22 protein-coding genes are annotated in these 26,539 nt (G+C 57.1%); 8 read left to right on the forward strand and 14 right to left on the reverse strand.

Annotated elements, in window-relative coordinates:
• Window positions 1–57 precede the first annotated feature (57 nt).
• The 6 genes from JAB4_RS07300 to JAB4_RS07325 all read left to right on the forward strand — a co-directional run bounded on the left by JAB4_RS07300 (window position 58) and on the right by JAB4_RS07325 (window position 8,340).
• The gene (locus JAB4_RS07300; protein WP_070218170.1) at window positions 58–2,853 is read left to right on the forward strand and encodes a type VI secretion system Vgr family protein; all 2,796 of its coding nucleotides are present in this window, start codon (window positions 58–60) and stop codon (window positions 2,851–2,853) included.
• An 18-nt stretch (window positions 2,854–2,871) separates the two neighbouring features.
• Window positions 2,872–5,142 (forward strand): DUF3274 domain-containing protein, encoded by a 2,271-nt coding sequence (locus JAB4_RS07305; RefSeq protein WP_070218169.1) that lies wholly within the window; start codon window positions 2,872–2,874, stop codon window positions 5,140–5,142.
• A gap of 80 nt (window positions 5,143–5,222) precedes the next feature.
• On the forward strand, window positions 5,223–6,842 hold the full coding sequence (locus JAB4_RS07310; RefSeq protein ID WP_083287263.1) for a DUF2875 family protein: 1,620 nt from the start codon (window positions 5,223–5,225) through the stop codon (window positions 6,840–6,842).
• Window positions 6,843–6,855: 13 nt separating this feature from the next.
• Window positions 6,856–7,122 carry a PAAR domain-containing protein gene (locus JAB4_RS07315; RefSeq protein ID WP_070218167.1) on the forward strand — a complete coding sequence of 89 codons (267 nt, stop codon included), beginning with the start codon at window positions 6,856–6,858 and terminating at the stop codon, window positions 7,120–7,122.
• Between the two features lie 85 nt (window positions 7,123–7,207).
• On the forward strand, window positions 7,208–7,867 hold the full coding sequence (locus JAB4_RS07320) for a hypothetical protein (RefSeq protein WP_070218166.1): 660 nt from the start codon (window positions 7,208–7,210) through the stop codon (window positions 7,865–7,867).
• A gap of 38 nt (window positions 7,868–7,905) precedes the next feature.
• Window positions 7,906–8,340, forward strand: coding sequence for a DUF695 domain-containing protein (locus tag JAB4_RS07325; RefSeq protein WP_070218165.1), 435 nt, complete (start codon window positions 7,906–7,908; stop codon window positions 8,338–8,340).
• On the opposite strand, the gene bla is transcribed toward JAB4_RS07325, so the two are convergent.
• From bla to JAB4_RS07340, 3 genes are read right to left on the reverse strand one after another with little or no spacing between them, the layout of a single operon-like run.
• The gene (gene bla / locus JAB4_RS07330) at window positions 8,341–9,234 is read right to left on the reverse strand and encodes a class A beta-lactamase (RefSeq protein ID WP_070218164.1); all 894 of its coding nucleotides are present in this window, start codon (window positions 9,232–9,234) and stop codon (window positions 8,341–8,343) included.
• On the reverse strand, window positions 9,227–9,598 hold the full coding sequence (locus tag JAB4_RS07335) for a response regulator (RefSeq protein WP_193725210.1): 372 nt from the start codon (window positions 9,596–9,598) through the stop codon (window positions 9,227–9,229). The genes bla and JAB4_RS07335 overlap by 8 nt, the downstream gene beginning before the upstream one ends.
• Complete coding sequence (locus JAB4_RS07340) at window positions 9,544–11,901, reverse strand: PAS domain-containing protein (protein WP_193725211.1); 2,358 nt, start codon at window positions 11,899–11,901, stop codon at window positions 9,544–9,546. Before JAB4_RS07340 ends, JAB4_RS07335 begins: the two co-directional genes overlap by 55 nt.
• On the opposite strand from JAB4_RS07340, the gene JAB4_RS07345 reads away from it, so the two are divergent.
• Both JAB4_RS07345 and JAB4_RS07350 read left to right on the forward strand, forming a co-directional pair.
• Entirely contained in the window at window positions 11,900–12,109 is a 210-nt protein-coding gene (locus JAB4_RS07345; protein WP_070218162.1) for a hypothetical protein, read from the forward strand. The genes JAB4_RS07340 and JAB4_RS07345 overlap by 2 nt on opposite strands.
• Window positions 12,110–12,416: 307 nt before the next feature.
• Window positions 12,417–14,648: a TonB-dependent receptor gene (locus tag JAB4_RS07350; protein WP_070218161.1), complete on the forward strand. Its 2,232-nt coding sequence runs from the start codon at window positions 12,417–12,419 to the stop codon at window positions 14,646–14,648.
• Window positions 14,649–14,840: 192 nt separating this feature from the next.
• Here the strand turns inward: JAB4_RS07350 and gluQRS are convergent, their stop codons facing one another.
• The 11 genes from gluQRS to JAB4_RS07405 all read right to left on the reverse strand — a co-directional run bounded on the left by gluQRS (window position 14,841) and on the right by JAB4_RS07405 (window position 26,539).
• A complete protein-coding gene (gluQRS, locus tag JAB4_RS07355; protein WP_070218160.1) occupies window positions 14,841–15,770 on the reverse strand; it encodes a tRNA glutamyl-Q(34) synthetase GluQRS in 930 nt (309 codons plus the stop codon).
• Window positions 15,771–16,195: 425 nt separating this feature from the next.
• Window positions 16,196–16,747 carry a hypothetical protein gene (locus JAB4_RS07360; protein WP_139143862.1) on the reverse strand — a complete coding sequence of 184 codons (552 nt, stop codon included), beginning with the start codon at window positions 16,745–16,747 and terminating at the stop codon, window positions 16,196–16,198.
• A complete protein-coding gene (locus tag JAB4_RS07365) occupies window positions 16,744–17,208 on the reverse strand; it encodes a hypothetical protein (protein ID WP_139143861.1) in 465 nt (154 codons plus the stop codon). The genes JAB4_RS07360 and JAB4_RS07365 overlap by 4 nt, the downstream gene beginning before the upstream one ends.
• 47 nt (window positions 17,209–17,255) lie before the next feature.
• Window positions 17,256–17,456 (reverse strand): hypothetical protein, encoded by a 201-nt coding sequence (locus JAB4_RS07370; RefSeq protein ID WP_071650130.1) that lies wholly within the window; start codon window positions 17,454–17,456, stop codon window positions 17,256–17,258.
• A 57-nt stretch (window positions 17,457–17,513) separates the two neighbouring features.
• Window positions 17,514–17,936 carry a hypothetical protein gene (locus tag JAB4_RS07375; RefSeq protein ID WP_139143860.1) on the reverse strand — a complete coding sequence of 141 codons (423 nt, stop codon included), beginning with the start codon at window positions 17,934–17,936 and terminating at the stop codon, window positions 17,514–17,516.
• A complete protein-coding gene (locus JAB4_RS07380) occupies window positions 17,920–18,240 on the reverse strand; it encodes a hypothetical protein (protein WP_139143859.1) in 321 nt (106 codons plus the stop codon). Before JAB4_RS07380 ends, JAB4_RS07375 begins: the two co-directional genes overlap by 17 nt.
• A 14-nt stretch (window positions 18,241–18,254) precedes the next feature.
• Entirely contained in the window at window positions 18,255–18,731 is a 477-nt protein-coding gene (locus JAB4_RS07385) for a hypothetical protein (RefSeq protein WP_139143858.1), read from the reverse strand.
• A 77-nt stretch (window positions 18,732–18,808) separates the two neighbouring features.
• Window positions 18,809–19,408, reverse strand: a complete 600-nt coding sequence (locus tag JAB4_RS07390; protein ID WP_070308544.1) for a hypothetical protein — start codon at window positions 19,406–19,408, stop codon at window positions 18,809–18,811.
• A 385-nt stretch (window positions 19,409–19,793) separates the two neighbouring features.
• A complete protein-coding gene (locus JAB4_RS07395; protein ID WP_139143857.1) occupies window positions 19,794–20,249 on the reverse strand; it encodes a hypothetical protein in 456 nt (151 codons plus the stop codon).
• The gene (locus JAB4_RS07400) at window positions 20,250–25,244 is read right to left on the reverse strand and encodes a PAAR-like domain-containing protein (protein ID WP_070218159.1); all 4,995 of its coding nucleotides are present in this window, start codon (window positions 25,242–25,244) and stop codon (window positions 20,250–20,252) included.
• Complete coding sequence (locus tag JAB4_RS07405) at window positions 25,241–26,539, reverse strand: DUF2169 domain-containing protein (RefSeq protein ID WP_070218158.1); 1,299 nt, start codon at window positions 26,537–26,539, stop codon at window positions 25,241–25,243. Before JAB4_RS07405 ends, JAB4_RS07400 begins: the two co-directional genes overlap by 4 nt.

The raw sequence follows: 26,539 nt of genomic DNA on the forward strand, positions 1-26,539 counted from the left end.
CATGGCATTGTCGTTTCTCCAGCTTGATTAAATGCAAGTAAGAATGAGGAGAACGCCATGGACGGTGATGATTCGATATCGGGTGGCGAACGTCCCTTGCGCCTGCGCCTGGGCGTATCCCCAAAGGTGCCCGCCGGTGCGCTGATACCGCAGCGCGTCGCCGGAAGCGAGGCCATCTGTGGCGGGATCGAATACCGTGTGCTGTGCGTCTCGACGCATGCGGATTTGCCGCTGAGCAGTTTCATCGCCTTACCCGCCGCTATCGATATCGTCACCGACCAGGGGAAGTTGCGCAGCATCTGCGGCATCGTTACGCAAGCGAGTGCCGGTGACAGCGATGGCGCGCTGGCCAGCTATCAGCTGGTGCTGACGGACGCCTTCGCCATCATGGAAAAGCGCAGCAATACGCGTGTTTTCCGGCGCCTGACGGATATCGAGATCATCAAGATCCTGCTCGACGAATGGATACGCAGCAATTCCGTGCTGGGGCATGCCTTCCAGTATGTGTTTGCCGATTTCTTCGAGGCACAGACGTATCCACAGCGCGAATTTGTCATGCAGCACAATGAGTCCGATGCGGCCTTCGTCCGGCGCCTGCTCAAGCGCAGCGGCGTCGCCTGGTTTTTTCGAGCGGAAGGCAATGCGGATGCGCATGCCGAGCCGGCACATACCCTGGTGCTGTTCAACCATGCCGATGGCTTGCGGAAAAACATGGCCGATACCGTGCGCTATCACGCGGACCGCGCGACGGAACAGCGCGACACCCTGACGTCGTGGAACGAAGTCCGCAAGTTGCAGGCGGGCAAGGTGACGCGCCATAGCTGGAATGAGGAACATCCACGCGCGCGGCCGTTCATGACTGCCGACGCCATGGGGCAGGGCCGGCAAGGCATGCATGGCAATGCCGTTGCCGCCAGCCTCGATGATTACCGCGTGCTGCCGCCACGTGCGGGGAGCGATCATGATGCCTTGTGCCAGTTGGGCATGCTGGCCATGCAGCAGCATGACTACGAAAGCCATTGTTTTCATGCCGAGGGCAGCGTGCGCGACCTGTGTCCGGGCGAATACTTTAGCCTGGCCGAACATCCCGATATCGACGCACTTCCGCCGGCCGAGCGCGATTTTGTCGTGACGGCGCTACAGGTGGCGGCGCAGAATAATTTACCCCGGGAACTGGCCGCCAGGGTGGCGCGTTTGTTCGCGCGCAATCGCTGGCTGGCCGATGATGCATCGCTGCCGCAGCGCGAACTGGCGACGGCGGTGGACGATGGCCCCTTGCGCATGCATATCGAATTGAGCGCTGTGCGGCGCGGCGTGGCCATCGTTCCGGCCTACGACACGCGCATCGACCTGCCGCCAGTTACCATGCAAAGCGCCGTGGTGGTGGGGCCGGCGAATGAAGAGGTTCATTGCGACGCCATGGGCCGGGTCAAGGTGCGTTTTCCCGCCACGCGCAAGGTGGACCATGAGCATGCAGGCGGCACGGGCGCATCCGACACGGATGCCGATTCGGCCTGGGTAAGAGTCGCGTCGAGCTGGGCGGGAAGCGGACCTGGCAGCATGCAGCCGTGCGGCTATCTGGGCTTGCCCCGCGTGGGCAGCGAAGTCCTGCTGGCTTTCCTCGGCGGCGACCCGGACCGGCCCATCATCGTGGGACAGCTGTACAACCACAGTGCGTTGCCGATCGCATTGAGCAAGGCGGGCGACTTGCCCGGCAACCGTTATTTGTCCGGCATCCAGAGCCGCGAGATCAAGGGCACACGTGGCAACCAGCTGCGTTTCGATGATGTGCATGGGCAAATCAATGCCCAGCTTGCCAGCGACCATGGCTCCACCCAGCTCAACCTGGGCTGGCTGACGCAGGACCGGCGCAATGGCCAGGGAGAGGCGCGCGGCGAGGGCGCCGAGCTGCGTACCGATGAGCAACTGGCGATGCGGGCGGGCAAGGGCATGCTGATTTCTGCCTGGAAGCGCCTGAACGGCGACGGCGGGCACATGGCACGCAGCGAATATCTGGGGCTGATGGAAAATTGCCTGGAATTGTTTCGCTCGCTGGGCAGCTATGCTGCCACGAATCAGGCGCTGGAGAATACGGATGAAGCGCAGCAGGAGCTGCAGCACAGCTTGAAAAGCTGGGAAGGCGGCAGCAATACGCAGCCCCGTGCCGAGCTGGGCGGTGCGGCGGCGATTGCTGTCACGGCGCCGGCCGGCATCAGCTTTGCCAGTTCGAAGGCCATCATCAGCTATGCCGCCGGCAGCATCGATACGGTGGCGCAGCAGCATCTGCAAGCGGTGGCGGGCCAGCGCTACAGTGTGAACGCGGGCAAGGGCATTTCGCTGTTTGCCCATGCGGACGGCATCCGCGCCATCGCCCACCATGGCAAGTTCCTGCTGCAAAGCCAGCATGACGACATGGACCTCAACGCGGCGAAAAATTTGAAGCTCACCGCCAGCGAGGGCAAGCTGACGGGCATGGCCGATGAAATTGTGTTGATTTCCAAGCATGGCGCTTTCATCCGCATCGGCGACGGCATCACCTTTGGCAGCAAGTCGCCACTGAACTTCAATGCACCCAATTTCGTCTTCAATGACCCGCAAAGCATGGCAGTGCAATTGCCAAGCTTTGCCGAAGGCAAGGCCGATCAGCAATTCATCTTTCAATATGAGGGCGACGACAGTCCCGTCGATGGCGTGCCGCCAGCCCCCCAGCTGGCGCCGCAAGTCCAGTTTGCCGTGAAGCTGGAAGATGGCTCGTCGGCCGATGGCCGCAGCGACGGGGACGGCAAGACGGAGGTGCTGGAGCGCGCGGCCATGCACCTGGCCGCCATCGAAGTGTTCAACAACAAGGATTGATGACGCCAGGAGAGTGCAATGGGCAGCTATCCGAAAGTGCCGTACGTGGTGGGCGAAGACGTGACGCTCCTGCATTGCGAACGCAGCGTCTGCAAGAAGGTGAAAATACGCCGCAACTTGCCGGGTAATATCATCGTTATTCACGGCGTCAACGATGTGGGCGTCAGCTACAAGGCGGTGGAGCACGGCTTGTGCGAGGGATTGACGCAAAGGCTGGGGCGCGGCTTTACGCCAGCTTCTTACCGTATGCCTGTGGCGGCAGACAAGGACAGGCTGGAAGACGATCCCGACGCCGTGTTCTTCAAGCGCACTATCGCCAAGGATACCAACAGCCCCGTGATCCCGTTTTACTGGGGCTACCGTGAAGTGGGAGTGAAATGCAAAACGATCAACGGCCAGTTTGTTGACCGCTACGGCAACCGCCTCGACAAGGACCTGTCCAAGGAAGGCGGTCCCTTCGGCAACGCCACCAGCAGCTTGCCCGACATGTGGCGTCCGGGTATCTATGCGCCTGCGGATCCCATGGGCGATGCCTTGCGTCCATTGAGGACGGCGCCTGGCCGCATGTACATGGTATTGGCGGCCCAGCGTCTGGCCGCGCTCATTTCCATGATCCGCGATTATGATGCTGACGATACCGTCAGCATCGTCGCGCACAGCCAGGGTTGCCTGCTGTCGCTGCTGGCCCAAGCCATGCTGATGGAAAAGGGGCTGGCGCCGGCCGATAATTTGATACTCACGCATCCGCCGTACAGCCTGGTGGACAGCCTGCCTCTGCTGATGCGAGGCGCGGCCTGGTTCGACGGCGGCGAGGATGCGGCGATGAAGCCTTATTACCATTTGCTCAGTGGTGCGCAGACCATGGGAGCGCGCCTGAAGACTTTGGCGAATATCGTGGCCGGTGTGGCAAAGGGCAGTGGCCAGGCTTGCCAGCCGCCGCTTGCCGAACTGAAGAAGGACGAACATCGTGGCATGGTCGGCAGCCGCTGGCAGAGTGCCGACGACCGCGACAATCGCCGCAAAGTTTATCTGTATTTTTGTCCCGAAGACATGACTGTGGCACTGGATAATATCCAGGGCATGGGGTGGGATGGCGTACCGGATTATGCATCGGGAAGTGAACTCATAGAGGAAGAGGAGACGTCCAGCATTGATGGAAACAGCGTTTTTACTGGACATACCCGCATCGTGGAACGCGAGCAGGTACGCAATGCGCTGGCGGAACTGGGCGGCAGATTTTATCAGCGGATATTCAGCAATAAGGCCAGGCTGGATCCGGCCACTGGAAAGACCACGGTGTCGTTGGTAGGCAAGCCGCCGCCTTTTGACTTTCCACTGCGTCTTACAACAGAAAGCGAACAGGCACACGTTGATGTTTCATTACGAAAATATCGTGCGCAACACAAGGCGGTGGCTTGGCCTATCAATACCAGGTTGAGCAAGACGGAACAGCGTAATGGCATACGCACCATCACTGGCGAAGCATTGAAACAGCCGGTGCCGGCCGATTTGCGCGGCACCTCGCAAATCGATTCGCCCAATATTCCCAAAACTTCGATGATGCGAAACCGTAAACCTGAAGATCAGGGACCTGTGGAAGAAGTCGATCCCTGCGATGCATCAGTAGCACTTACCAGCGGAAGCGGCCTGCACACAAGCGTCGAGGATCGCCCGGATCCGGCCGGCTATCGCCGCTTTCCAGAGCGCGATGAAGCTATACGCGGGGCCGAATTAGCCTTGATGACGACTGCCTATAACAAGGAAAAGAAACTCGATGGCAAAGGGCCGCTCGATCAACGCAACGTCATTGCAGCCACCCGCTACACGGACGGAAATGTCTTGGCAACCATCCAGGAAAGCCCGAATGAGGCCCGCTTGCGCTGGCAGCGGGAGGTCAGCGCCAAGTCTTTTCATAGTTCTATTATCGGTAGCGCGAAGAATCATAGTCAAGTGACCGCGTATGACGTGGCGATTGGCAGCGGCAAGGCTAGTTCGGATCCGCAGTTTTATGCGTATTTATGTGCGGTGGCGGATTGGCGGGTGAAGAACCTAAAGAGCAATGAAAAAGGGCGCAATGGAATACGGATAAAAGAAAAGTTCATATTGGAGTTTGCGCCATATTTGTCCGTCGAGCCTGCCTGGAGAAGTGCCGTGATCAATGGCACCATTAACTATTACAACACTGGAGTTTTGCCCGCAGGATTACCCTTGCTATCAGGGCCATTGTGGAAAATTGTAGTGTCACAAACAAAAAATACAAAAATAGTGACTGAAAAAAAAGCGAAATAAATGGATTGTCGTAGCCCCGTCGGTAATAATTTTCTTCCGACTATTGTTCCTTCGAAACTGCAGGCCGAAAGGTGATAATCATGATGACGCTTCGTTGGTTGGGAATATCAATAGTTGTTGTAATTTTATTTTTTGGTTTGTTATGGCTCAGTGCCTTATCGAAGAGCCAGGCGCGTGAAATTGCGTCACAGTTGCAGGCGCAACAGCCAAAGAAACCTATGGAGCCAGAGCAAGAGTACGTGCTGGAAGTGATCGGATTGGGAGTGACGCTGGATAAATATCGTCAGGGCAAATTGTGGGAGGCCTTGCAAAAAGGAAGTGCTTACACCAGCATACGCGAACAAGATCCCAAGAAATACCCGTGGACGGGCGATGACAAGGACGGGGAAGGTGGCAGCAGGGCCTATGACGCGCTGGAAAATGGTGTAAATTTTACCCCATTATACTGGGGGCTGCCATCGTTCTATGCAGGTACTCCCATCCTTGACCCGGCGGCACAACCGAGCTTAACTGAGCCGATGGCGGGACTCGTGGCTGGCGCTGGCACATCTGGAATGGCTTGGCACTTGTTTTCGATTGCTTCCTGGAAGCTGGATGAGCATCCTGACCAATTGCTGATTGATGTGTTTGATTTTTTCGATAGGCATCCTGATGTACCCTACATCGTTTTACATTCCGAGGACAGTGTTGGCACGCGGGATGGCAACCGGAAGCCAGGCACTGCAAGGAAATTGGTAAACGGATATTTCATTCCTGATATGCCTGATGCCACGGCAGTATTTATCCTGGCACGGCGCGAACGTGTTGATTTTTTGCGGCAAGCGATATGGGACGATCCCGGAAATAAGTTCGTACAAGAGCAATTCAGAGCGATGTATTATCAATTGATGGAATCTCTGGCGAAACCAGATAAGGAACTAGGAGCGGAATTTCCTCCCATACCTCGCCAACCCACCGTCGCCGAATGGCTCGGCGCTGCCGCCTCTTTCGCCCAGCGGCCCGATATCCGTGGCGTCGGCTTGCACACCTTCGATAAACTCAATCCCTGGGAAAATCGTCCGCCGCGCGACTGGAAGCCGACTCCGTGGTTCCCCATTCCGTGGAACCGGGAACAGATGGAAACCTTCGACCGATTGCCTTCGTTTGGATTCGTGCACAGGCCCGTGTTCGTCAAGTTCGCGGATGAGGAAGGCAAGCCCGTCACGCGGTGCGATGCGCGCCAGAATATTTTTAACGCGGGCTGGCGGCAAGCGCTGCAGACCTTGCCGGAAGCCGAGCGCGGCAAGGGGCCTGCGCGCATCGTGGCCGGCACGGGAAACCAGCCGGAACAGTCGCTGATGTTGGAAAGCATGCTGCATGACTATGCGGCACAGGGCGGCCCCGAAATCGACAGCAGCAAGAGCGCGCAGTTCATCAATACTGATCTTCGCCTGGGCAACACGGGCGCGGCCACGTGGTTCATGCAGATGGCCATCGGCGTGATGGGCAGCTACCGCGATGGCGGCGCCAGTGCGGCGATTAATTTACGCGACAGTAATGAGGCCAGCATTATTTTTATTACGCCACCATCGGATGCCAAACGTCAGCAGCAGGATGCCAATGGTGATATCTTCCGCAGCCGCATCACGCCGGCCGTCGATCCGGCCAACTACGTGGCGCCATCGGTGGAAGCCATCCTGGAAAGCTCGGCGGGCAAGTAGAACGGGAGGTAGCATGCGCAAAGTCATCCGTTTGGGCGACGCAACGTCGCATGGCGGCAAGGTGCTCAGTTGTGCCGCCACGCACTTCACGGTCAATGGTATCGCTGTCGCCTGCGTCGGGGACTTGTGCAGTTGCCCCATCAAGGGGCACCAAGGCTGCAAGATTGCCAGCGGCTCGTCCCGGCATCGCATCAACGGCATCGCCATCGCCTTTGAAGGCGACACCACTACCTGCGGCGCCAGGCTGCTGGCTGGCGGCGTCAACTTCCGTACCTCCTGACGCGGCGCGCTCCTGGTATTTCCTGCTAACTATATAATCGGCGCTTGGGCGATACCCGTCCCTGAACGTCGATTGAAGGAATGCCATGCCCAGATATATCGTGCGCCCTTTGGCGCTGTGTGTAGTGTCGGCTGTCTGCCTCTCTGCCAGTGCCGCCGAGGCGGTGGTGGATGCGCAGCAGCGCGCGTCGTTGCTGGATTTTTATGCGCAGCAATATCCGGGCGAGCCGGCCACGCGCACTGTGTTTGAGAGCGTGCTCGTGGTGGGCGGCCGTGGCAGCGAGGTGGTGGGCAGCGTGGAAACGCCGCCGTATCGCGGCCATGGTGCGCTGTGCCGGACTCAGCGCACCAAGTTCGTGCTGCACGGCGAAGGCAAGCAGGCGCGCTGGCAGGAGGCGGGCATGGAGTATTACGCCTGGCTCGACCGTGGCACTTGCCGCGCGGTGGCCGAGCCCGTGCGCATGCTGCAACGGATTCCCGATGTGGAACTGGAAGGCGTGTTGCTGTACCAGAAGCCGTTGCTGGAGCGGGCGCGATTATTGATGGCGGGTAACACGGCCTGCGCCCCATTGCGCGCGCTGAAATTTACGCTGGCGGCCGTCGACGTGGGCGCCGCCGCACCGCGCGCCGAAGAGCGCTACGCGCTGGTGTTCAAGAGTGACCGCGACAGCTACACCCGCGTCTGGCTGCGCAAGAGCGGCGCCCAGTATGACGCCTGGAATGTGACTTGCCCGCCAGTGCTGTAAGCTGCGCTCCCTCGATTTATTTTTTGACTATTGTAACCATGAACGAAAATTCCACTTCCGCCCGCAGCTGGGGCACCATCGTCACGCATAGCGACGAGATGGCCATCATCTACCGCTATGTCGACACCTTCCATGACGACTGGGACCTGTCGTCGCAGCCGGACCGCATCATCATCGCCTGGCGCTATGAGGACGAGACGGGCATGCCCGCGCCGAACGAGCGCGAGCACATGGAGGAGCTGGAAGCGGCGCTGGCGCCCGTGGTGGAAGAAGAGGGTTTCGCCACCCTGGCGCTCGTATCGACGGGCGAAAACTTGCGCGAATGGATTTATTACACGCAGTCGGGCGAAGAATTCTTCAATCGCCTGAACACGGCGCTGGCCTCGCGCCCGAAATTTCCGATTGAAATCCGCAGCGCGGCCGATCCCGCCTGGTCGACTTATGCCGGCTTCATGGCCGCCCTGCCCAAGTAATTACGCCAGCGCGGCCGTCACGATGCGCGTGGCGGCCGTGATGATGTCCTGATTCGTGTCCGCGTTTTTCTGTTCGCGCGTGTAGTACACGGCGATGAGCAGCGGCGCGCCGCTGGGCGGGTAGGCCACGCCGATGTCGTTGACGCTGCCATAGGCGCCCGAGCCCGTTTTATCGGCTACTTGCCAGCCGGCCGGCACGCCGGCGCGGATGCGTTTGTCGCCCGTGGTGTTGCCGCGCATCCATGTGGCCAGTTGCTGGCGCTGCGGCGCCGGCAAGCTATTTTCCAATAACACTTGTTGCAAGCTGTGCGCCATCGACGCAGGGCTGGCCGTGTCGCGCATTTCGCCGGGGATGGCGCTATTCAATTCTGTTTCCCAGCGTTCCAGCTGGAATACCGTATTGCCGATGCTGCGTGCAAACGCCGTCACGGCTTGCGGCCCGCCCAATATTTTCATCAGGAAATTGGCCGCGCTATTGTCGCTGTACTGCAACGTGGCGGCGCACAGCTCGGCCACGCGCATGCCATCGGCCAGATGTTTTTCCGTGATGGGCGAATAGGTGACCAGTTCTTTTTTCTCGTAACGCACGAGCTGTTCCAGCAAGCCCGGCTGGCTGACGCTGCGGGCCAGCACTGCGGCCGCCAGCATGGCCTTGAAGGTGCTGGCCAGGGGGAAGCGTTCGTCGGCGCGGTAGGCAACGCGCAGCTCGCTGCCCTGGCGCCAGGCGGCAACGCCGAGGCGTCCGCCTGCGGCCTGTTCCAGCGCGGCCAGCTGCGTGTGGGCGCTGGCGATGCTGGTGGCGGGTGCGGCAAACAGCAGCGGTGCCGGGCACAGCAGGGTGGCGCCAGCGGCCAGCAGGAGGGTGCGGCGGACGTGGTTCGGGGAGTCAGTCATGGTCTGTAGGTATTTTCGGAGTGGAAAGGGCGGCCAGCAGTTCGCCGATGGCGAGCAGGTTGGCCGGTTTGGTCAGGTGGTGGTCGAAACCGGCCGCGCTCGATTGACTGCGGTCGTTTTCGGCGCCCCAGCCCGTCAATGCGACGAGCACGACCTTGGCGCCGGCCGGTATCCGGCGCAGCGCGCGCGCCACTTCGTAGCCGTTCATGCCGGGCAGCCCGATATCGAGGAAGATGACGTCTGGCAAAAATTGCGGCGCCACGGCCAGCGCCTGCGCGCCATCGTGGGCTACGTGCGTGGCATGGCCCATCATGTCGAGCACGGCGGCAAGGGTTTCGGCCGCATCGACGTTGTCGTCGACCACCAGTACGCGGAAATGGCGGCCGCTGGCGGCGGGGGCGGGCGCGTCCGGTGCGGCGGGGCTGGGGCTTCCTCCTTCAGCAGCGGCAGGCGCACGGTAAACGTGCTGCCCAGGCCGGCGCCGGGACTGGCCGCCGTGGCGCTGCCGCCATGCAATTCGGCCAGGCGCCGTACCAGCGACAGGCCGATGCCCAGGCCGCCCTGGGCGCGGCCCATGTTTTGTCCCACCTGGGTAAACATGTCGAAGACGGTGGCGATCGACTCGGCGGGGATGCCCACGCCGCTGTCTTCCACCTCGATCAAGACCTCGTTGCCGTCGCGTACCGCGCGCAAGGCGATGTGGCCGCCGGCGGGCGTGTACTTGGCGGCATTGTTGAGTAAGTTGCCCAGCACTTGCGCCAGCCGCGTGGGGTCGGCCTCGAGCGGCAGCGCCTGCTCGTCGAGCGTCACCTGCAACTGGTGATGGTTCGCTTCGATCAGCGGCATGCTCGTTTCCACGGCGCTGGCGATGATGGTTTTCAAGTCTGCGCGTTCGAGCTTGAGCTCGATCTGGCCCCGCGTGATGCGCGCCACGTCCAGCAAGTCGTTGACCAGGTGCACCATCTGATTGACTTGCCGCTCCATCACGTCGCGCACGCGCGCCACGGTGGCGGGCTTGTCGGCGGCCAGGCGCATGATTTGCAAGCCGTTGCGGATCGGTGCCAGCGGATTGCGCAGTTCGTGCGCCAGGGTGGCCAGGAATTCCGTCTTGCGCCGGTCCATCTCGGACAGATTGTCGGCCAGCTGGCGCAGCTGCTGTTCCGAGCGCTTGCGCTCGCTGATGTCGCTGAACAGCACCGTCAGCAGGGGGCTGCCGGGGCCGCCGAGGCGCGCCGCAAAAACTTCGAACCAGCGTTCCATGGCCACGGCTTCGTTTTCGTAGCGCACGGGCTCGCCCGTCTTGACGACCTGGTCGTACAGGTCGAACCAGTGCTGGTCATGGTCGGGCACGAAGCTGCGGATGGTCTTGCCGATGGCATTGTCGAGGCCCGACTGCTTGACGAAGGCGGCGTTGCCTTCCAGGTAGCGGAAGTCCACGGGACGGCCCTGCTCGTCGTACAGCATTTCAATGACGCAAAAGGCCTGGTCCATCAGCTCGATCAGAGTGCGATAGCGTTCCTCGCTGCGCCGTAGCGCATCTTCCACCTGTTTCTGGCGCGTGATGTCGAGCAGCACGCCGGGCAATTGCAAGGGGGTGCCATCGGGCGCATATTCCGCGCGGCCCCGCGCGATGACCGAGCGGTACTGGCCATCGCCGGCAGCGACGCGGTAGCTGGCCTCGAACGGCGCGTGCGCGTGCAGCGCCTGGGCAATTTGAGCGCTGACTTGCTCGCGGTCATCGGGATGGATGATGTCCAGGTAGCGCGCCAACGGCGCCGCCGTGGTCGCATCGGCATTGACGGGGAACAGGCGCGCCATATTGCTGTCGGCCGTCACGCGGTCGGCAACGATGTCCCAGTTCCAGGTGGCCACTTCGCCGGCCGCCAGGGTCAGGCGCAGGGTTTCCTCGTTCTGCTTGCTGGCCGTCAGGTCGAGCGAGATGCCGGACAGGGCGATCACATTGCCGGCGCCGTCGCTGGTGCAGGTGCCGCGCATGTGCGCCCAGTGCAGCGCCCCATCGGGCCAGCGCACGCGGATATCGATCTCGAAATCGCTGGCGCTGGCAATGGCTGCATGCACCACCGCTTGCCATTGCTGCAGATCGCCGTCGAGCATGGCACCGGTCAGCTGCGCATAATCGATGTGGCTGTCAGGTGGCAGGCCCAGATTGGCCTTGAACGCATCGGAGCCGGCCATACTGCCGCTGCCCAGGTCGATCTCCCACGTGCCCATGCGGCCGCCCTGCATGGCCAGGCGCAGCCGCTGTTCCGTCTGCCGCTGCTGCGTCACGTCGCAATGCGAGCCCAGCCATTCAACGATGCTGCCGTCGGGCGCCAGCACGGGCAGCATGCGCACGAGCATGTTGCGGTAGCTGCCGCTGACGTGGCGCAGCCGGTATTCCGCTTCGAACACGGTCGTCAGATGCGACGGCATGACGTAAGGCAAGTTGCGGTCGTCCGGATGCAGGGCATTGAGCCAGCCGCGGCCCCGCAGTTCGGCTTCCGTCTGGCCCGTGAAGGCGCGCCAGGACGGCTGGTCGGCATCGAACTGGCCGAAGGTTTTCGTGCTCCAGACGATGTCGCAATGGGCGCCCAGCAGCCTATGCGCGGCCTGCGCGGCGGCGGGGAAGGAAATGATGTCGTGGCTGTGCTGGCTCGGTTCTGGCATGGATAAGGTCGGCAATGGTGCGGCGCGCCGCCGCTGCACTGGGATGGGGCAGCACGGCAAGGTCAAGTATGGCGATATTACAGTCAAATACCGGCCGGAGCCTGTCTTGCAGGCAGCATTTCGCCGCCGCGGCGCAATGGCGGCGCCAGGGCCGGAAAATGGGCAAAACAGCAAGCTCCTGAGCGTATTGTGGCTGAATAACCACTAGTCAGGCTTTTATGTTGGTGAATAAATATTTTACATAACAATATTCTTGCAGCGCATAAGCCGCTTGAATTAAATTGGCGCCTTACTTAAAAGTTGGTGTTCATCAGACATCCGAGAGATGCGGCCGGAACCGCTGTCAACTTGAGTGACAGCCAGGACAGAGCCAGTGACGCCGAGAGCGGGGGAACATCCGCTCGCGCTGCTGCACCGTGATGGTGCAAACGATCGTCCAGCGCCGTATATAACCCGGAGACAGGTTGCAAGAAAGACAGATTTCGCAATTCTTTTTTAAACTTCTGGGAAACCACATGATCAAGATGTCCAAGATGCACAAGCGTTTGTGCGCCAAAAGCGCTGCTATGCTGGCACTGTCCGCTGCCTTGCCTATCGGCTCGGCTTATGCTGATGAAGTCGCTGCTGATACGACCCCTGCCGCCAGCCAGCTGGAAACCGTGACCGTGACGGCACAGCGCCGCAAGGAAAATATCCGCGACGTGCCCGTTTCCGTGTCGCTGCTGCGCGACGAGAAGCTCGACGTGCTCGTGTCCAGCGGCCAGGATATCCGCGTGCTGGCCGGCAAAGTGCCGAGCCTGAACGTGGAATCGTCGAATGGCCGCACCTTCCCCCGCTTCTACATCCGCGGCTACGGCAATACCGACTTCAACATCTTTGCATCGCAACCTGTTTCCCTGATTTACGACGATGTCGTGCAAGAAAATCCCATCCTCAAGGGCTATCCGATTTTCGACGTGGCTGGCGTGGAAGTACTGCGCGGCCCGCAAGGCACCTTGTTCGGCCGCAATACGCCGGCCGGCGTGGTCAAGTTCGAATCCGTCAAGCCGAAGCTGGACAAGGTTGAAGGCTATTACAACGTTTCCGCCGCCACGCACAACACGACCAACTTCGACGGCGCCGTCAACGTGCCGCTGAGCAAAGAATGGGCGCTGCGCTTCTCGACCCTGCGCCAGCACCGCGACGATTACGTCGACAACACATTTACGGGCCAGAAAAACGCGCTGGACGGCTACAACGAACATGCTGAACGCGTGCAATTGCTGTACGCACCGAACACCACGTTCAACGCCCTGTTCAATGTGCACCAGCGCAACACCACGGGCAGCGCGCGCGTTTTCTACGCCAACCTGATCAAGCAGGGCACGAACGACATCGTCGACGGTTTCGACCCGAACAAGTCGTTCACGAATGCGCCGAATTTCCAGCGTTTGCGCACCAACGGCGCCAGCGCCCGCCTGAGCTGGGATCTGGACGGCGTCAAGTTGTACTCGATCACCGGCTTTGAACAGGTCGGCAGTTACGTGTCGCATGGCGACATCGACGGCGGCACGCCGACGGGCCCCGGCTTCATTCCTTTCCAGGTAGAAACGGCCGGCGGCATCACCAGCGTGAAACAATACTCGCAGGAGTTCCGCGCCGAATCGAAAAATGCCGGTCCGCTGAACTGGCAGGCAGGCGTGTACTACTTCAACGAAGATGCCAACGGTTTCACCGACAACTTCGATACCGACACGCACGTGCTGACCACGCACCTGGCCAGCCGCCAGAAGAACTCAGCCTGGGCCACGTTCGGTTCCGTCAACTACGCCGTTAACGATGACTTCATGCTGCGCGCCGGTTTGCGCTACACCAAGGACAAGAAAGATTTCAACACGGTGGAAGCGACCAACATCGTGCAGGTCAACCCGACCAGCGCCGATGTCAGCAAAGCCAAGGTCAACTGGGACTTGAGCGGCACCTATAAATACAACAAGGACGTGAACTTTTACGCGCGTATCGCCACCGGTTTCCGCGCGCCAAGTATCGCCCCGGCCAGCGACAAGGTGTCCGTGACGGTTGCCGATGCGGAAACCATCACTTCGTACGAAGCCGGTATCAAGGCCGATTTGTTCAACCGCCGCGCCCGCGTCGCGTTCAGCGTGTATGACTACCAGGTGAAAAACCAGCAACTGACGGTGGTGGGCGGCACGTCGAATATCACGCGCCTGATCAATGCAGCCAAGACGAACGGCCGCGGCGCCGAGCTGGAACTGGAAGGCTTTGTCACGCCGAGCCTGAAGATGTCGCTGGGCGGCAGCTACAACTTCACGGAAATCAAGGACCCGAGCCTGTCGATCGCCACCTGCGCGCAAACGCGTTGCACCGTGACGGACCCGCTGACCACCGGCAACCGTGCCATCATCGACGGCAATCCATTGCCGCAAGCGCCGAAGTGGACGATCACCGCCACGGGCCGCTATTCGATCCCGATGGAAAACGGCGAATTCTTCGTCTTCACGGACTGGGCTTACCGCAGCAAGATCAACTTCTTCCTGTATGAGGCAACCGAGTTCACCGGCAAGCCGATGGTCGAAGGCGGCTTGCGCGTGGGTTACACCTGGGATGCCGGCAAGTATGAAGTGGCCGCGTTCGGCCGCAACATCACCGACACCCAGCGTATCACGGGTGCCATCGACTTCAACAACCGCACGGGCTTCATCAATGAGCCACGTCAATTTGGGGTGCAATTCAAAGGCAACTTCTAAGAACACATAAGCAAACCTGCTGCGCGTCGTGTTTTGCGGCCTGCGATGCTCACTGTGCTAAAGCACAGCTGCGCTTCTCGGCCGCAACTCACCGCCGCTCGCTACGGTTCTCTTAAGTGTTCGGTTCCAGGCGCCGGCCATGTGCTGGCGCCTGCATTGCTACCCGCCCGGCTCGCGCCGCGGCGGGTTTTTTTATGCGTGCCCGGGAAGGCGCGCCAGCCGCTGCGCCCAGGCGGGCACGGCTTGCCGCCAGAAATCTTCCACGTCGTCGGCGCGCACGTCGAGGCCGAGGAAGCGGGCCGCCGGCAGCAGCGCCGATGCCAGCAGTTCGGCCGCATCGGTGCCCGTATCGAAGGCGAGGGCGCCCGTCTGTTTCGACAGTTTCTCGCCGCTGTCATTGACGACGACGGGCACGTGCAAAAAGCCGGGATAGGGCAAGCCCAGCACATCCTGCAGATACAGCTGGCGCGGCGTAGAGTCGAGCAAGTCCGCCCCGCGCACCACCTGCGTGATGCCCTGCGCGCCATCGTCGACCACCACGGCCAGCTGATACGCCCAAAAGCCGTCGCCGCGCAGCACGATGAAGTCGCCCACCTCGCTGGCCAGGTCTTGCCGTTGCGGACCAGCCCAGCGGTCGCTAAAGCCGTACACGGCTTGCGGCCCCTGCGGCACGCGCAGCCGCCAGGCCCGCGCCGCCTTGCCCGGCGCCAGGCCATGGCGGCAGGTGCCCGGATACACGGCGGCGCCCCCCTTGGGCGCGCCCGCCTGCAGCACCGAATCCTGGATCTCCTTGCGCGAACAGCCGCACGCATACACGAGGCCAGCATCCTGCAACTGTTTCAGCGCCGCCTCGTACAGCGGCAGCCTGCGGCTCTGCCATGTCGCCTCGCCATCCCAGTGCATGCCGCAGCGCCGCAGGCTGGCCAGGATACCCAGATCGGCGCCCTCGACATTGCGGTCGTAGTCCAGATCCTCGATACGCAACAGCCACGTGCCCTGATGCACCTTGGCATCGAGATAACTGGCCATGGCGGCAACAAGCGAGCCCATGTGCAGGGGACCGGAGGGGGAGGGGGCGAAGCGGCCGATGTAGGGAGCGGTGGGGGAGTTCGGAGACGGCATGCTGTAAGTGTAGGCGGTGGTGACAGGCACTGATGGTTTATTGCGCAGGATCGGTAGCTTGGCGACAGCGGCAAGTATCGTGCAGGGCGATGGGCAAGTCAAATCCTGGGTTGTTCCAGGTGCTGCCTAATTGATAATCAAGTGTGTAACGTTATCTTCAACATATGAAATTTCTTCATTGCAGTAATGCGGGTCATTCAGCTCTCGGAAATGTAAATCCTTGTCGAGTTTCTTCGTTCTGAACTTGTTACTCAGCAGTGCTACAACGCTCCCCTCATCTGGCCAGTTTGAAGAATATATTGCTATCAATGCATTTTCAAAAGAAATTTCATTGAGAAGACAGATTTTTAATCTTCGAGGTAGCTTCTTCAATAAATTCAGCCATTGTATCTCACTTGTTTTTGGGAAAAAAGTATCACTATTTTTTATGATTCCATTATTCGTTGCTGCACTTTTATCGATTTATCTATATTGATATGCGATTCACAATTATCATTCATTTTCAATCGGATGGGTGATTTTCTGGCTATTTTGTACTGCAAGATTATGCATGATGAGGATGTTTTTATGTCATGTTGTACGATAACGCTTCCCCACGGAAATTGAAATATTATTTCTGATAACCCTTTCATTTTTCCGGGAATGCCAGACTTTCTTTGAATTTTTTTGACTAACGATGATTCACTCACGCCGTTGCCTACAGAATTATTTTCAAAGTAATGCATTATTACGTAATCTATTTCGGGGAAATTTTCTTTTACAATAATCAACTCGACAACGTAATCGCCTACCCATCCATTGATATCAAAAATATACATTCCAGCCCCTGTTGTTGTGGGTTTGGTGTGGAATGTATTGATAATGCTATTTATGAAATAGTTTGTTGGAGTTTTTTTCGATAATGCAATCTCTCCATTGACGAGCAGTAATCCATCAATGAAATCAAAAATATAGCTTGGGATTTCAAATTTTTTCATTCTGTTATGCGGAATTTTGAATGAGGCATCTCGTATGAATTATTACAGTGATTCAGCACGGTTGGTAGAGGCAAATATTGTTCCCCATCGGATCTTCGACGTTCAGAAAACTTGCGTAGGGAGCCTCTACATAATTGACGAAAAAACAGTTTTTTCCAGTCGCTCCTTGAGCGTGTCAATATTTTTCGTTCGTAAAGTGATAGATTGATCGTGCCACCTTTGCTACCTACGCGATGTGCTTGCTCAATTTTTGAAGGATGCATGAATTCTATTGAGAATTTTTTGTTGGACTCGTGTGTCATTGTCAGACGGCGACTGGTGCCTGAATTACACTGAATGATGCTATCCATCGTAATAAAAAATCCGAGATTATCAATGTAAAATTCTTTTGCTTCGTCAAAATTCAGGCAGAGTATTCCTATATTGATAGTGTCTAAAATGTGACTTTTTATGGGTCTCATGGTTATTCTTGCAATAGAGGATAAATACGAAAAATATTATTTTCAAATTACATAAGCCAGGATTTTATTGTGAATAAAAAATTTTCACAGGCTTCATGTTCTTCTTTGAAAAAGCGAAGCCCTGTTTTTATTCCTCGTTCATAATAAAAAACCTCCCAATATCCATTTTTTTCTCTGATGCACAGACTCTCATCCTGAGTCGGATCGCCAATCGAGAAAGCATTTGATGGTATGTTTAAAATTGCCATCTCGTGTCCTATATCGGAAATACTCATATATATGGTAATCTGAATTTAATATTGGTTTTATTGATAGGCGCAAAAAACTGATGTGGTTTGATTATGTGGGTCGTGGCAGGCGTCTATTTTCCCCCACGGCCCTGATTGCGGCAGAACGATGCCAAAATCATCCAGAAACCAGCGTCTCACTCTTCTTGTATATTTTCCTTCTGGTTTAGACTGAAAACCATCCATGCAATTTTCCGGACCAAAATCCCAGCATTTTATGGGGCCATCATCTTTCTCAAAAAAACAAATAACGATTATTCTCAATTTCTTTAGTTTGAAACTTGTTTTGTAGGCGATTACCTCTTCTTCATGCATTACCCATGCTTCCCAGTCTTGATCCATCGAGTGTAGATTTTTTCTTTTCATCCCTCTAAATAGAATGATTGATTCGTTTGCAGAAAAATATCCATCTTCAAATTTGACATCACGAATTATATCCATTGTCAATAATTTTAATTTTGTGAATTTTTATCAGTTTATTATTTTCATCAACCAGGCTTATCTTATAGTTTTCTGATTTGGCATAAAAGTAAGCGGAGAAGAAACTTGGATTTAGAAAAATGCAAAAAACATATTTCCAACTCTTCTGATCTGACTTTTCATTGATCAGTAGATTAATTATTTCTGGCGTGATTAGTTTGGCATTCCAAGTATTGGATAGCTTAATGTGGATATCAGTTCCCTTGTTGATTTCAAACTTCATGCTTGACAAAAATTTCTTATGTGGGCAAATAAGAATTTTCATTTTTGTCCTTTGATTTATTGGGTATAAAAATAATGCATATTCCAAAATACGCCAATTGACGCCATTGCTGACTGAATAGATGCTGAAGCTGAAATGCTGCCCCATGGGAAGTTAAATACGGAGAAAGTTTTTTTTGCCTCGTCAGAATTTTTTTTCAACACTTTGGCAAGTAATCTGGCCAGGCTGTTCTTGTCGGATATCAACTGATTTTCCGTCGAGTTGTATCCATATTTTTTGGTATTTCCTCCATCCCACGATAGCCATACACTCTTCATGCAATAATTTTCAAAGATAAAATTTATGCCAAACTCAAACTCATTCAAGCTTCCGCACGTTGATAAATTGTGCACATAAGTGTTTGTTTTATTGTTTTCTATTTCAATGTCATTTTCTTTTGCAATTTTAATAAAATCAGATTCGTTAAGTGGCGCCATCATGATGCCGTCTAATAGGAGATAACCATTTCTTGTATCAAAAGATATTTTTTTCATTTTTTAAAACCTTGCCGGATGCCCTGGTTAAGGAGTGATAATATGATAATTCCCAACCGGAAACTATGCGTTGGCCGCTAGCGGATTAGATTTTCGCATATCCACTCTAGAGTTTTTGCATAGGAAATATTTCCTTTTTTCCGTTCTTGAGTCGCATCATGAAGAAAAGAGTTCTTTAGTTCCAAAGTTCCATTTTGCGTGACCCACATGCAGATTGAATCAGAGATAGCATGATCTGTATTGGCTTCATCAAGTATTTTTGCCATCATGTGCAAACCTTTCAAAATATGATTTTTTAACATATGGAATTCGGCCACAATCATGCGCAATCTCAGGGATTTGCTTTTTTCGAAGCTATCGAGAATTTTCTCTTGTTCGTGGCTTGGTGAGTTGTGTAGGTAGTAACTAAATACAGGTTCAATATGGCCATTGAAAACGTTGTCGTCGTCGGCAGATACATTGATGGTGATGATGTTTTTGCAATTTTCAACATGGCTGCGTTTGGCGGACTTTGCCATGCTATAGATAATCCGATGTAGTTCCGCGCAATAAAATTGGTGTTCGAGCGAGCGAGCAAAAAAATCAAGCTCGTTGCTTGTAAGTGGAGCAGTTTTCTTTGCGATAATTTTTCTTCGCAAACTTTTAAGATATTTTGCTTCCAGACGCAATTTTTTCATAGTTAATTATAATGAACTCTAATTCATTGATAGTCTCGTTTTATCTATGATAGTTTGAACTGATGATTTTTCTCGTCTTTTTTGAAATGGTATAAGTGATGGATCTTCCCAATGATGTTTTTTCACCTAGTATTTTTTCGCCGGGTGAAAAATTTGGTACGAAAGTTATTTTAATATCTTCGTTTTTGTCTTGAATATATATTTCAAAATCTGAAATATTTCTTTGTTATTTTTTGAATTCATTCAAAACCACGAGCAATTTTTCAAGATTTTTTCCGGAAATTTTTTCTTCTAAGTTTTCTATGTTGGGTGTATGTTTTTCCATATCTCCATCGGAATAGGAAAGGTTTATTGGAGTACTCTGTTAATTAATATTTATTCTCTATCATATGTTTGTATTTTTGCCATATATTATCATTGTTGAGCAAAGTGATGATTTTTGATCTGCTTTGACTATTATGTATCCCCACGAGAAAGAAAAAAAATCCTCGTACTTAGTCGATGTTTCAGCTGGTTGATCTAGTGATTTTGAAATTAACTTACTTAGATATTTTTTTTCATTGATCATGTCCGAGTGACTGGAGTCATAGCCAAGTCTATTGGTGATTCCATCTGTCCAGATTATTTCAATAATGTAAAGAGTTTCATTTTTAAATCTGAGATTTACTCTTGTTTCCAGATTGAGAAATTGAATATTTTGCATGCTATATGTTTCAAATTCATTTATTTTCCCAAAGCTTTCAAGAAAATTTATGTTTTTTATTTCTTTGATTGATGTGTTTTTGTTTACGTGAAAATTCTCATTTATTTCAATATCTCCAGTATTTTTATTTATATTCATTTACGGCCTCGGAAATTTAAATATTTTTGCGTTGGCTTTGAGTTTTGGTATATCTGAATCATCAATAAAGTATCGGTTTCCTCCTCCTGCGCCTAGTAATGTATTTGCCAATGCTTTTCCCGTGCCTGCACAGATATCTTCCGATAGTTTGAATGCTTGAACCTGATCTCTCATCGGTCGCGCCCCTGGAGTGTTTCCGGAATGTGAGATTTGCGTTAAATTATTGTATGCCAATGCGCTTCCATTTGCGGAAATAAGTGTCATTCTGTCGCTGTAATAATTTCCGGGTTTGGGACCGTACGGATAAAGGGAATATAAGATAGTCCCTTTTTTTAAAACAATATTTGTATATGCATCGACTCCTGGGTAGGGCGGCTTACCTTGCCATTTTGTTGCTGAAGCTGATGGATTTTTACCAATACAAGGATTGCATGGTGTGTTTTTTGCACATTTCTTTGCTAACCCTAATGGGTCATTCCAGCCAGTGGGATTTGGTGCATATGTATATGTATTTAATCCACCAAGCAAGCCAACTGGATCTTGGGTCACGTACCTGGCTATATCCGGATCATAGTAGCGGTAACGGTTATAAAACAGCCCCGTTTCCCCATCCTCATACTGCCCCTGAAACCGCAGCGGCTGCTTGATTTCTCCCTCGACGTGCAGCAAGCGTCCCCATGCCTTGTAGCGTCCGCTCCAGACCACGTTCCCTTGCGCATCCGTCAGTTCGCGCGGCGTGCCCAGGTGGTCGCAGTGGTAGTAGGTGATGCGGTCGTGCGCTACCGCGCCGTCGGCTGCCGCCAAGGTATGCTGCCATGCCGAGGCATGCAGCGCTTCACTGTCCGCCTGTTCTTGCGCAATTGCCGCTTGCAGTTCGGCATCGTGCCGGGTGGCGGGTAAATCCCACTGCGCCACGCGTGGCAGATGTACGGCGCTTGCCTGGCGGCAGGCTGGCGAAGCGATCCTGGCCATCGGCACGAAGCTGTCCGGCTCGTACAGGTATGTGACCGTCTCTTCGTGTCCAAATTCCTGCGCCAGCGTGTCGCCGTCCCAGACGAAGAAGGTGGTGGCAGCGCTCGTGCGGGCGGGCTGGTCTTTGCTGATGTCTTGTTGCTTGCTCCAGCGTGCTTCTTCTACCCGCTTGGCGATGCGACGGCTGAAGGCGTCATAAAAGTAGCGGGCGCGGTGGCGCGACTGGCGCTCCATCCTGCTGGCGTGGCTGAGGCGGTTCTCGGCGTCGTAGTGCAGTTCCAGGTCGCTCCAAGTCGACTCCCTGCCTGGAGGATGGAAGCGTTTGCCGGTGGCGTTGCCTTGCTCGTCGTAATCGTAGTCGGTATCGCCATAGTTGTTCACGACGTTGCCGGGCGCGGGAGCCTTGTCGAGCAGATTGCCTGCGGGGTCGAAGGCGAAGCGTTCCGCCAGGCCCGGCTGCACGGCGGCCAGCAGTTGGCCGACGGGATCGTAGGTATAGCTGAGTTTGCCAAGCGGGCCGGCAGCGGTGGCGCCTGTCTGAAAAATGGTTGTCAGGTTGCCTTGCGCATCGTATTCGAAGCGGCGTTCGCGCACGGGGGCGGGTGCGTCGGCGCCGCGCGCCAGGGTCAGCTGGGTGAGCCGCGATTGCGGGTCGTACTGGCGCGTGGCGAGCAGGCCGCTGTTGCCCAGGGTGCGCTGTTTTTCGCGGTGCAGTTTGTCGCGCTCCACGTCGACCACGGCTTTGCCTTGCCACAGCACGCCATGCCATTGGCCGGAACCGTAACGCAGGGTATCGACGCGGCGTCCGTTCGGCAGGACCGTCTGGATGCGGTTGCCCAGCTCATCATAGGCGTGCGTCATGACGAAACTGGCGTCCGGCGCGCGCGGGACGTTGGGCAGCCTGCCGGCGTCGGGCAGGGATTGCAGGAAATATGCGCTGCGCTCTTCGGTCAGCTGGCCCAGCGCATCGTGGAAGAAACGCTGTTCGGCTTGCGGCGCGGACACGCCCGTCAGCCGCCCCAGCGCATCGTAGGCGTAGCGCACCACGCCATCCGACGTGGTCTTGACTGATAACAAACCGAGCGCGTCGCGCAGCAGTTCCGTGCGTTGCTTGCCGCACTCGGTGGCGCTCAGGTTGCCGGCCTGGTCATAGCTGTATTGCGTGCGCTTGCCGTCGAAGCCCGTTTCCGACGTCAGCCAGCCTTCCGTGTGATACGCGAGCCGGTAGCTTTCACCCTTGGCGTTGATCAATTCCGTCAGTTGCAGTGCGGCATCGTAGCGGTACTGCACCGTCTGGCCGATGGCGTCCGTGCGTTCCACGGGCAAGCCCTGGTCGTTGTAGCGGTAGCGCGTCTGCTGGCCGGCGCCATCCTCGTGCAAGACCAGATTGCCGTCCGCATCGTAGGCGTACTGTTCCCGCGTTTGATCGGGCGCCGTGAGGCGGATCAGCCGGCCCAGCGCGTCATACTCGTAGCGGGTGGCATGGCCCAGCGCATCGCGGGTCGTTTCCAGCCGACCCAGTGCATCGTAGGCATATTCGCTGGTGTGGCCGGAGCAATCCGTATAGGCTGTCAGCCAGCCCTGGCGGTTGTACTGAAAATGCTTGCTGCCGCCTCTGGCGTCGATCAGTTCCACCAGCTGGCCGCGCTGGTCGTAGCGGTAGCGCGTGACGTGGCCCAGCGCATCGGTGATGCTGACGGGGCGGCCTGCCGCATCGTATTCGCGGCGTGTGATATTGCCCAGCGCATCCGTGAAGGCGACGGGCTGGTTCTGGCCGTCGTAGTCGATGTTGCTGCTGTGCCCCTTGGCATCGGTGCTGCGGGTCAGGTTGCCGGCGGCATCGTAGGCGTAGCGCGTGGCGGCGCCGTTGGCGTCGATATCGGCCAGCAGCATGCCATCGCGGTCCCATTCGCGCCGGCCCAGCGAGGCTGCCTTGCCGTCGATCACGCGGCGCACTTCGGTGACCAGCCAGTTGGCGTCGAACGTATATTCGAGGACGCCGCCGTTTTCCGTGACGCGGCTTGTGTCGTTGTCCACGTAATCGATGCGCGTGTGCTCGCTGCCATCGCGGGCGCGCGTGGCGATGGCGCGCGCCTGGTAGCTGTTGGCCACAGTGACGGGATGGCGCTGCGCCAGTTCCTGTGCGCTCAATGGCGAGCCGCGCCAGCGGGCGCGCAGCGCGTCCAGGCTGATCCATTCCAGCTCGTACGTAAAACCCGTGTAGCTGCTGCACGACGTGAGCAGGTGGTGACGATAGCTGTAGCGGCGCGTGTCGCCCAAGGCATTCGACTGGCTGACCAGGTTGTAGCGGGGCGCGAAGGGCGGCTGGCTACCGTCCGTTTCGCTGGCATAGGCGTAGCGGACATGGCAGAGCCGGCTGCCGTCCGCCAGCACTTCGTCAACCCGGCAGATGCTGCAGGACAGTTCTGTCTCGCCGCGCATGGCTTCGAGCACGCTGCCATCGTCGCTGCGCAGGCGCAGCAGTACTTCGCCCGGTTTGGCCTCCATGAAACGGTCGATGCTGATGCCGCGTCCATCGCGCCCTTCGCTGCGCACGAGCGCAAAACGCTGCGTGGCAATCGGCGCCGACGGGGCCAGCATGGCGTTGACGCCGTCGTAGCCGTGCGGCAGCCAGCCGCCTTCAGTGCGCGCGTAGCGGTCGCTGCTGCCGTCGCGCCACAGCACGGTAAAGGAGTCGGTGCCGTCGCGCGTGAGCGTAAAACCTTCCTTGCGGCTATCGTGCCGCTGGCCCGCTTCCAGGCCAGGCAGGCGCAGGGCGCGGCCGCTGTCGTCGTGCAACACGATGCCGGCGTCGCTCAGCGACAGGCTGATGGTGTAGGGCGTGGACCAGCGTGCGCCCAGCAAGCCCCAGTCTTCGCATTCGGCGCCGGAGCGGTAGCAGCGCGTCCAGGCGATGGGGATGCTGCGCTCGAGCGCGAAATCCGTCTGGTACAGGATTTCCTGGCCCGTACCGAAATGCACGGGCTTGCGGCCCTTGACGGGTTTTTTCGCGGGGCCGCTATCTTTCGGGCAGCAGTCGGAGGGCGGCTCCGATTTCGGTTCTTTCTTGCCACGGCTCTTGCCGTCGTCGCCGCCGTTTTTCGGGGGTGGTTTGTCGAATTTTTGGGGCGGCTTGTCCGGTTTCTTGCCGACCAGCTTGTCCTTGACCTTGTTGATGGTCGGCGCCGTTTTTTTGCCGAGAAACTTGCTCAGTATTTTTCCGCCAGGAACCTTGCTGAATACTGCCGCCTGCAATACGTTGCCGGCGATATTCATGCCGATGTCCGCAGCGGTGCTCAGTAGATCTGGTGTTTTTCCTGTCAATATGTAGTCAGCCGCCTGGTCTAGCACCGTGGCAGAGGCTTCCACTGCCGTTCCACTGGCAACGGTCGCCGTGCCGGCAACGGCGCCTGCTGCCGCCCCCGCTTCCATCGCGGCGGCAACGGGGGCGCCCACTCCCGTTGCCGCCACGCCAACGCCAGCCACACCCAATACGGCGCTGCCTGTCAGGACGGTCCCGCCCGCGTCCACCAGGTCTTCGGCGGCGCCATGCATTTTCTTGGAACCATGATCCTTGTAATCGTGTGCCGCCTCCCGTATCGCCGCCTTCAGTTCCTTGAGCACGGGCTTGGCCGCTTCCGCACCCCGCTCGTAAATCTTGCCCACGGTATTGCGCGAATTCATCCATACTTCGCGTCCCATCTGCACCAGGCTGGCGCCGTTGGCGCGGTGGATGGGGCTGGCGACCTTGGTGTCGACCTGCTTGCCGACGGTGCCGCTCTTGACGCCGCCCGCCTTGCCGGCCGCGTCGCCCTTGACGGTGGGAATGGTGCTGCGCTGGTGCAGGATGACGGGTTCGCTGTGCGACTTGACGTTGGGCGAGGCGTTCTGCGCTTCCGCAAACTCGCCGATGATGTTGTAGGGAATAGGCGGCGTGCTGGAGCCGACGGGCGTCTTGCAAATGTCGGGGCTGAGGCTGACGCAATAGAAGCGCGAGGCTTTGGTGACGGTTTCATTCGTCATTTGTCTTTACCTTGTTCGGCCGCCTTGCCCAGTGCTTCCTGGGCCTGTTCCAGCAGTGCTATCCGTGCGATCTGCGCCGGCTCCATCACGTGCAGCAGGCGCGACTCCACCTGACCCGCGTCGGCCGGCACGATGGCGCGCCACACCAGTTCCACGCTGGCCGCCTCAGGATCGATCAGCACCATATCGATGGCCAGGCGCCAGACGAGCAACTGGTCGTTCTTGTCCGCCAGCAGCAGGCACAGTACTTGTTGCGGCAAGGCGAAGCGCAGCACGGTGTTGCCGCGCGGGTCGATGCGGGCCGACGGATGGTCGTGGCGGCACAGATTGGTCAACGTAAATTGTTCCAGTCCCGCCAGGTGCGGGCATTGCTGGTCGGGCGGCGTGCTGTTCCAGTACGCGAAATCGAAGTCTTCCGGTAACAATGGGACTTCGTCGGCACCCCATGTGTCTTTTTCCACGATGTGTCCGGCCAGTGCGCGGCGCGGCAGCCAGCCACGGCCGATAACGGCCAGCCCCGCCGGCGCGGGCAGCTCTTTGCCGCCCGCGCCTTGCCAGAACTGGGCGGCCGTACATGGCTGCGACGGCTGCGTGATGCGCGGTGCTGGCACCTCATTGATCTGATCCGCATCCAGGTACCAGTGCCGCGCAAAGCCGCGCCCCAGCGGATTGGCCTGGCAGGTATCATGCTTCGCCGCGTTGCAGTCGTCGGCCTCGATGCGGCATTGCCCGCCATACGCGTAGGCATAGTGCAGCGGCAATTGCAGGAACGGTTCCGGCGTGGACAAGTGCCACGGATTGGGCCGAAGCAAGCCCGCCGTGGCGACGCGGGCGCAGCCTTGGGCCAGGCGGGTGAGGATGGCTTTCTTGTGGAAGGCGCGCTCGCCGCACACCTGCAAGGTCTTGTCGATCAGGGTCTTCTTTTTTGACTGTACTTTCAAATTGACGAGAAATTGCGGCATCGCCTGCCCGCGAGGCGCGTGCGCCACGCCATTGACGATCACGTCGCAGCGCGGCTTGTATGGCGCGAAGTCGCTCTCCTGCACCGTGCCCGCCTGCGTGTCGCCATTCAGGTGGCGGTCTTCGGTGGCCAGCGGCGACTGGCGCGCCATGGGCAGCAGGCTGGCCACGCCATCGGCGCCGCACGGGCCCAGGGTGTAGCCCATGCGTGCCACCACCACATGAAAGGCCTCGCCAAACTGGTCGACCATGTCGAACTGGCTGGCCGCGTGCGGCGTGCGGTTGTCGAAGAGCAGGTTGGGAACGTTGAAATGGGCTGTGCCGGCGTCGTTCAT

Source organism: Janthinobacterium sp. HH102 (genome assembly GCF_001758625.2).
Taxonomy (GTDB): domain Bacteria; phylum Pseudomonadota; class Gammaproteobacteria; order Burkholderiales; family Burkholderiaceae_D; genus Janthinobacterium.

Coding starts and splice junctions, on each gene's coding strand:
- bla (WP_070218164.1), bottom strand. CDS start 9,234: ATGACTGACTCCCCGAACCACGTCCGCCGCACCCTCCTGCTGGCCGCT.
- JAB4_RS07305 (WP_070218169.1), top strand. CDS start 2,872: ATGGGCAGCTATCCGAAAGTGCCGTACGTGGTGGGCGAAGACGTGACG.
- JAB4_RS07365 (WP_139143861.1), bottom strand. CDS start 17,208: ATGAGACCCATAAAAAGTCACATTTTAGACACTATCAATATAGGAATA.
- JAB4_RS07400 (WP_070218159.1), bottom strand. CDS start 25,244: ATGACGAATGAAACCGTCACCAAAGCCTCGCGCTTCTATTGCGTCAGC.
- JAB4_RS07350 (WP_070218161.1), top strand. CDS start 12,417: ATGATCAAGATGTCCAAGATGCACAAGCGTTTGTGCGCCAAAAGCGCT.
- JAB4_RS07325 (WP_070218165.1), top strand. CDS start 7,906: ATGAACGAAAATTCCACTTCCGCCCGCAGCTGGGGCACCATCGTCACG.
- JAB4_RS07315 (WP_070218167.1), top strand. CDS start 6,856: ATGCGCAAAGTCATCCGTTTGGGCGACGCAACGTCGCATGGCGGCAAG.
- JAB4_RS07320 (WP_070218166.1), top strand. CDS start 7,208: ATGCCCAGATATATCGTGCGCCCTTTGGCGCTGTGTGTAGTGTCGGCT.
- JAB4_RS07345 (WP_070218162.1), top strand. CDS start 11,900: ATGGATAAGGTCGGCAATGGTGCGGCGCGCCGCCGCTGCACTGGGATG.
- JAB4_RS07360 (WP_139143862.1), bottom strand. CDS start 16,747: ATGAAAAAATTTGAAATCCCAAGCTATATTTTTGATTTCATTGATGGA.
- JAB4_RS07310 (WP_083287263.1), top strand. CDS start 5,223: ATGATGACGCTTCGTTGGTTGGGAATATCAATAGTTGTTGTAATTTTA.
- gluQRS (WP_070218160.1), bottom strand. CDS start 15,770: ATGCCGTCTCCGAACTCCCCCACCGCTCCCTACATCGGCCGCTTCGCC.
- JAB4_RS07375 (WP_139143860.1), bottom strand. CDS start 17,936: ATGGATATAATTCGTGATGTCAAATTTGAAGATGGATATTTTTCTGCA.
- JAB4_RS07405 (WP_070218158.1), bottom strand. CDS start 26,539: ATGAACGACGCCGGCACAGCCCATTTCAACGTTCCCAACCTGCTCTTC.
- JAB4_RS07395 (WP_139143857.1), bottom strand. CDS start 20,249: ATGAATATAAATAAAAATACTGGAGATATTGAAATAAATGAGAATTTT.
- JAB4_RS07390 (WP_070308544.1), bottom strand. CDS start 19,408: ATGAAAAAATTGCGTCTGGAAGCAAAATATCTTAAAAGTTTGCGAAGA.
- JAB4_RS07370 (WP_071650130.1), bottom strand. CDS start 17,456: ATGGCAATTTTAAACATACCATCAAATGCTTTCTCGATTGGCGATCCG.
- JAB4_RS07385 (WP_139143858.1), bottom strand. CDS start 18,731: ATGAAAAAAATATCTTTTGATACAAGAAATGGTTATCTCCTATTAGAC.
- JAB4_RS07340 (WP_193725211.1), bottom strand. CDS start 11,901: ATGCCAGAACCGAGCCAGCACAGCCACGACATCATTTCCTTCCCCGCC.
- JAB4_RS07380 (WP_139143859.1), bottom strand. CDS start 18,240: ATGAAAATTCTTATTTGCCCACATAAGAAATTTTTGTCAAGCATGAAG.
- JAB4_RS07300 (WP_070218170.1), top strand. CDS start 58: ATGGACGGTGATGATTCGATATCGGGTGGCGAACGTCCCTTGCGCCTG.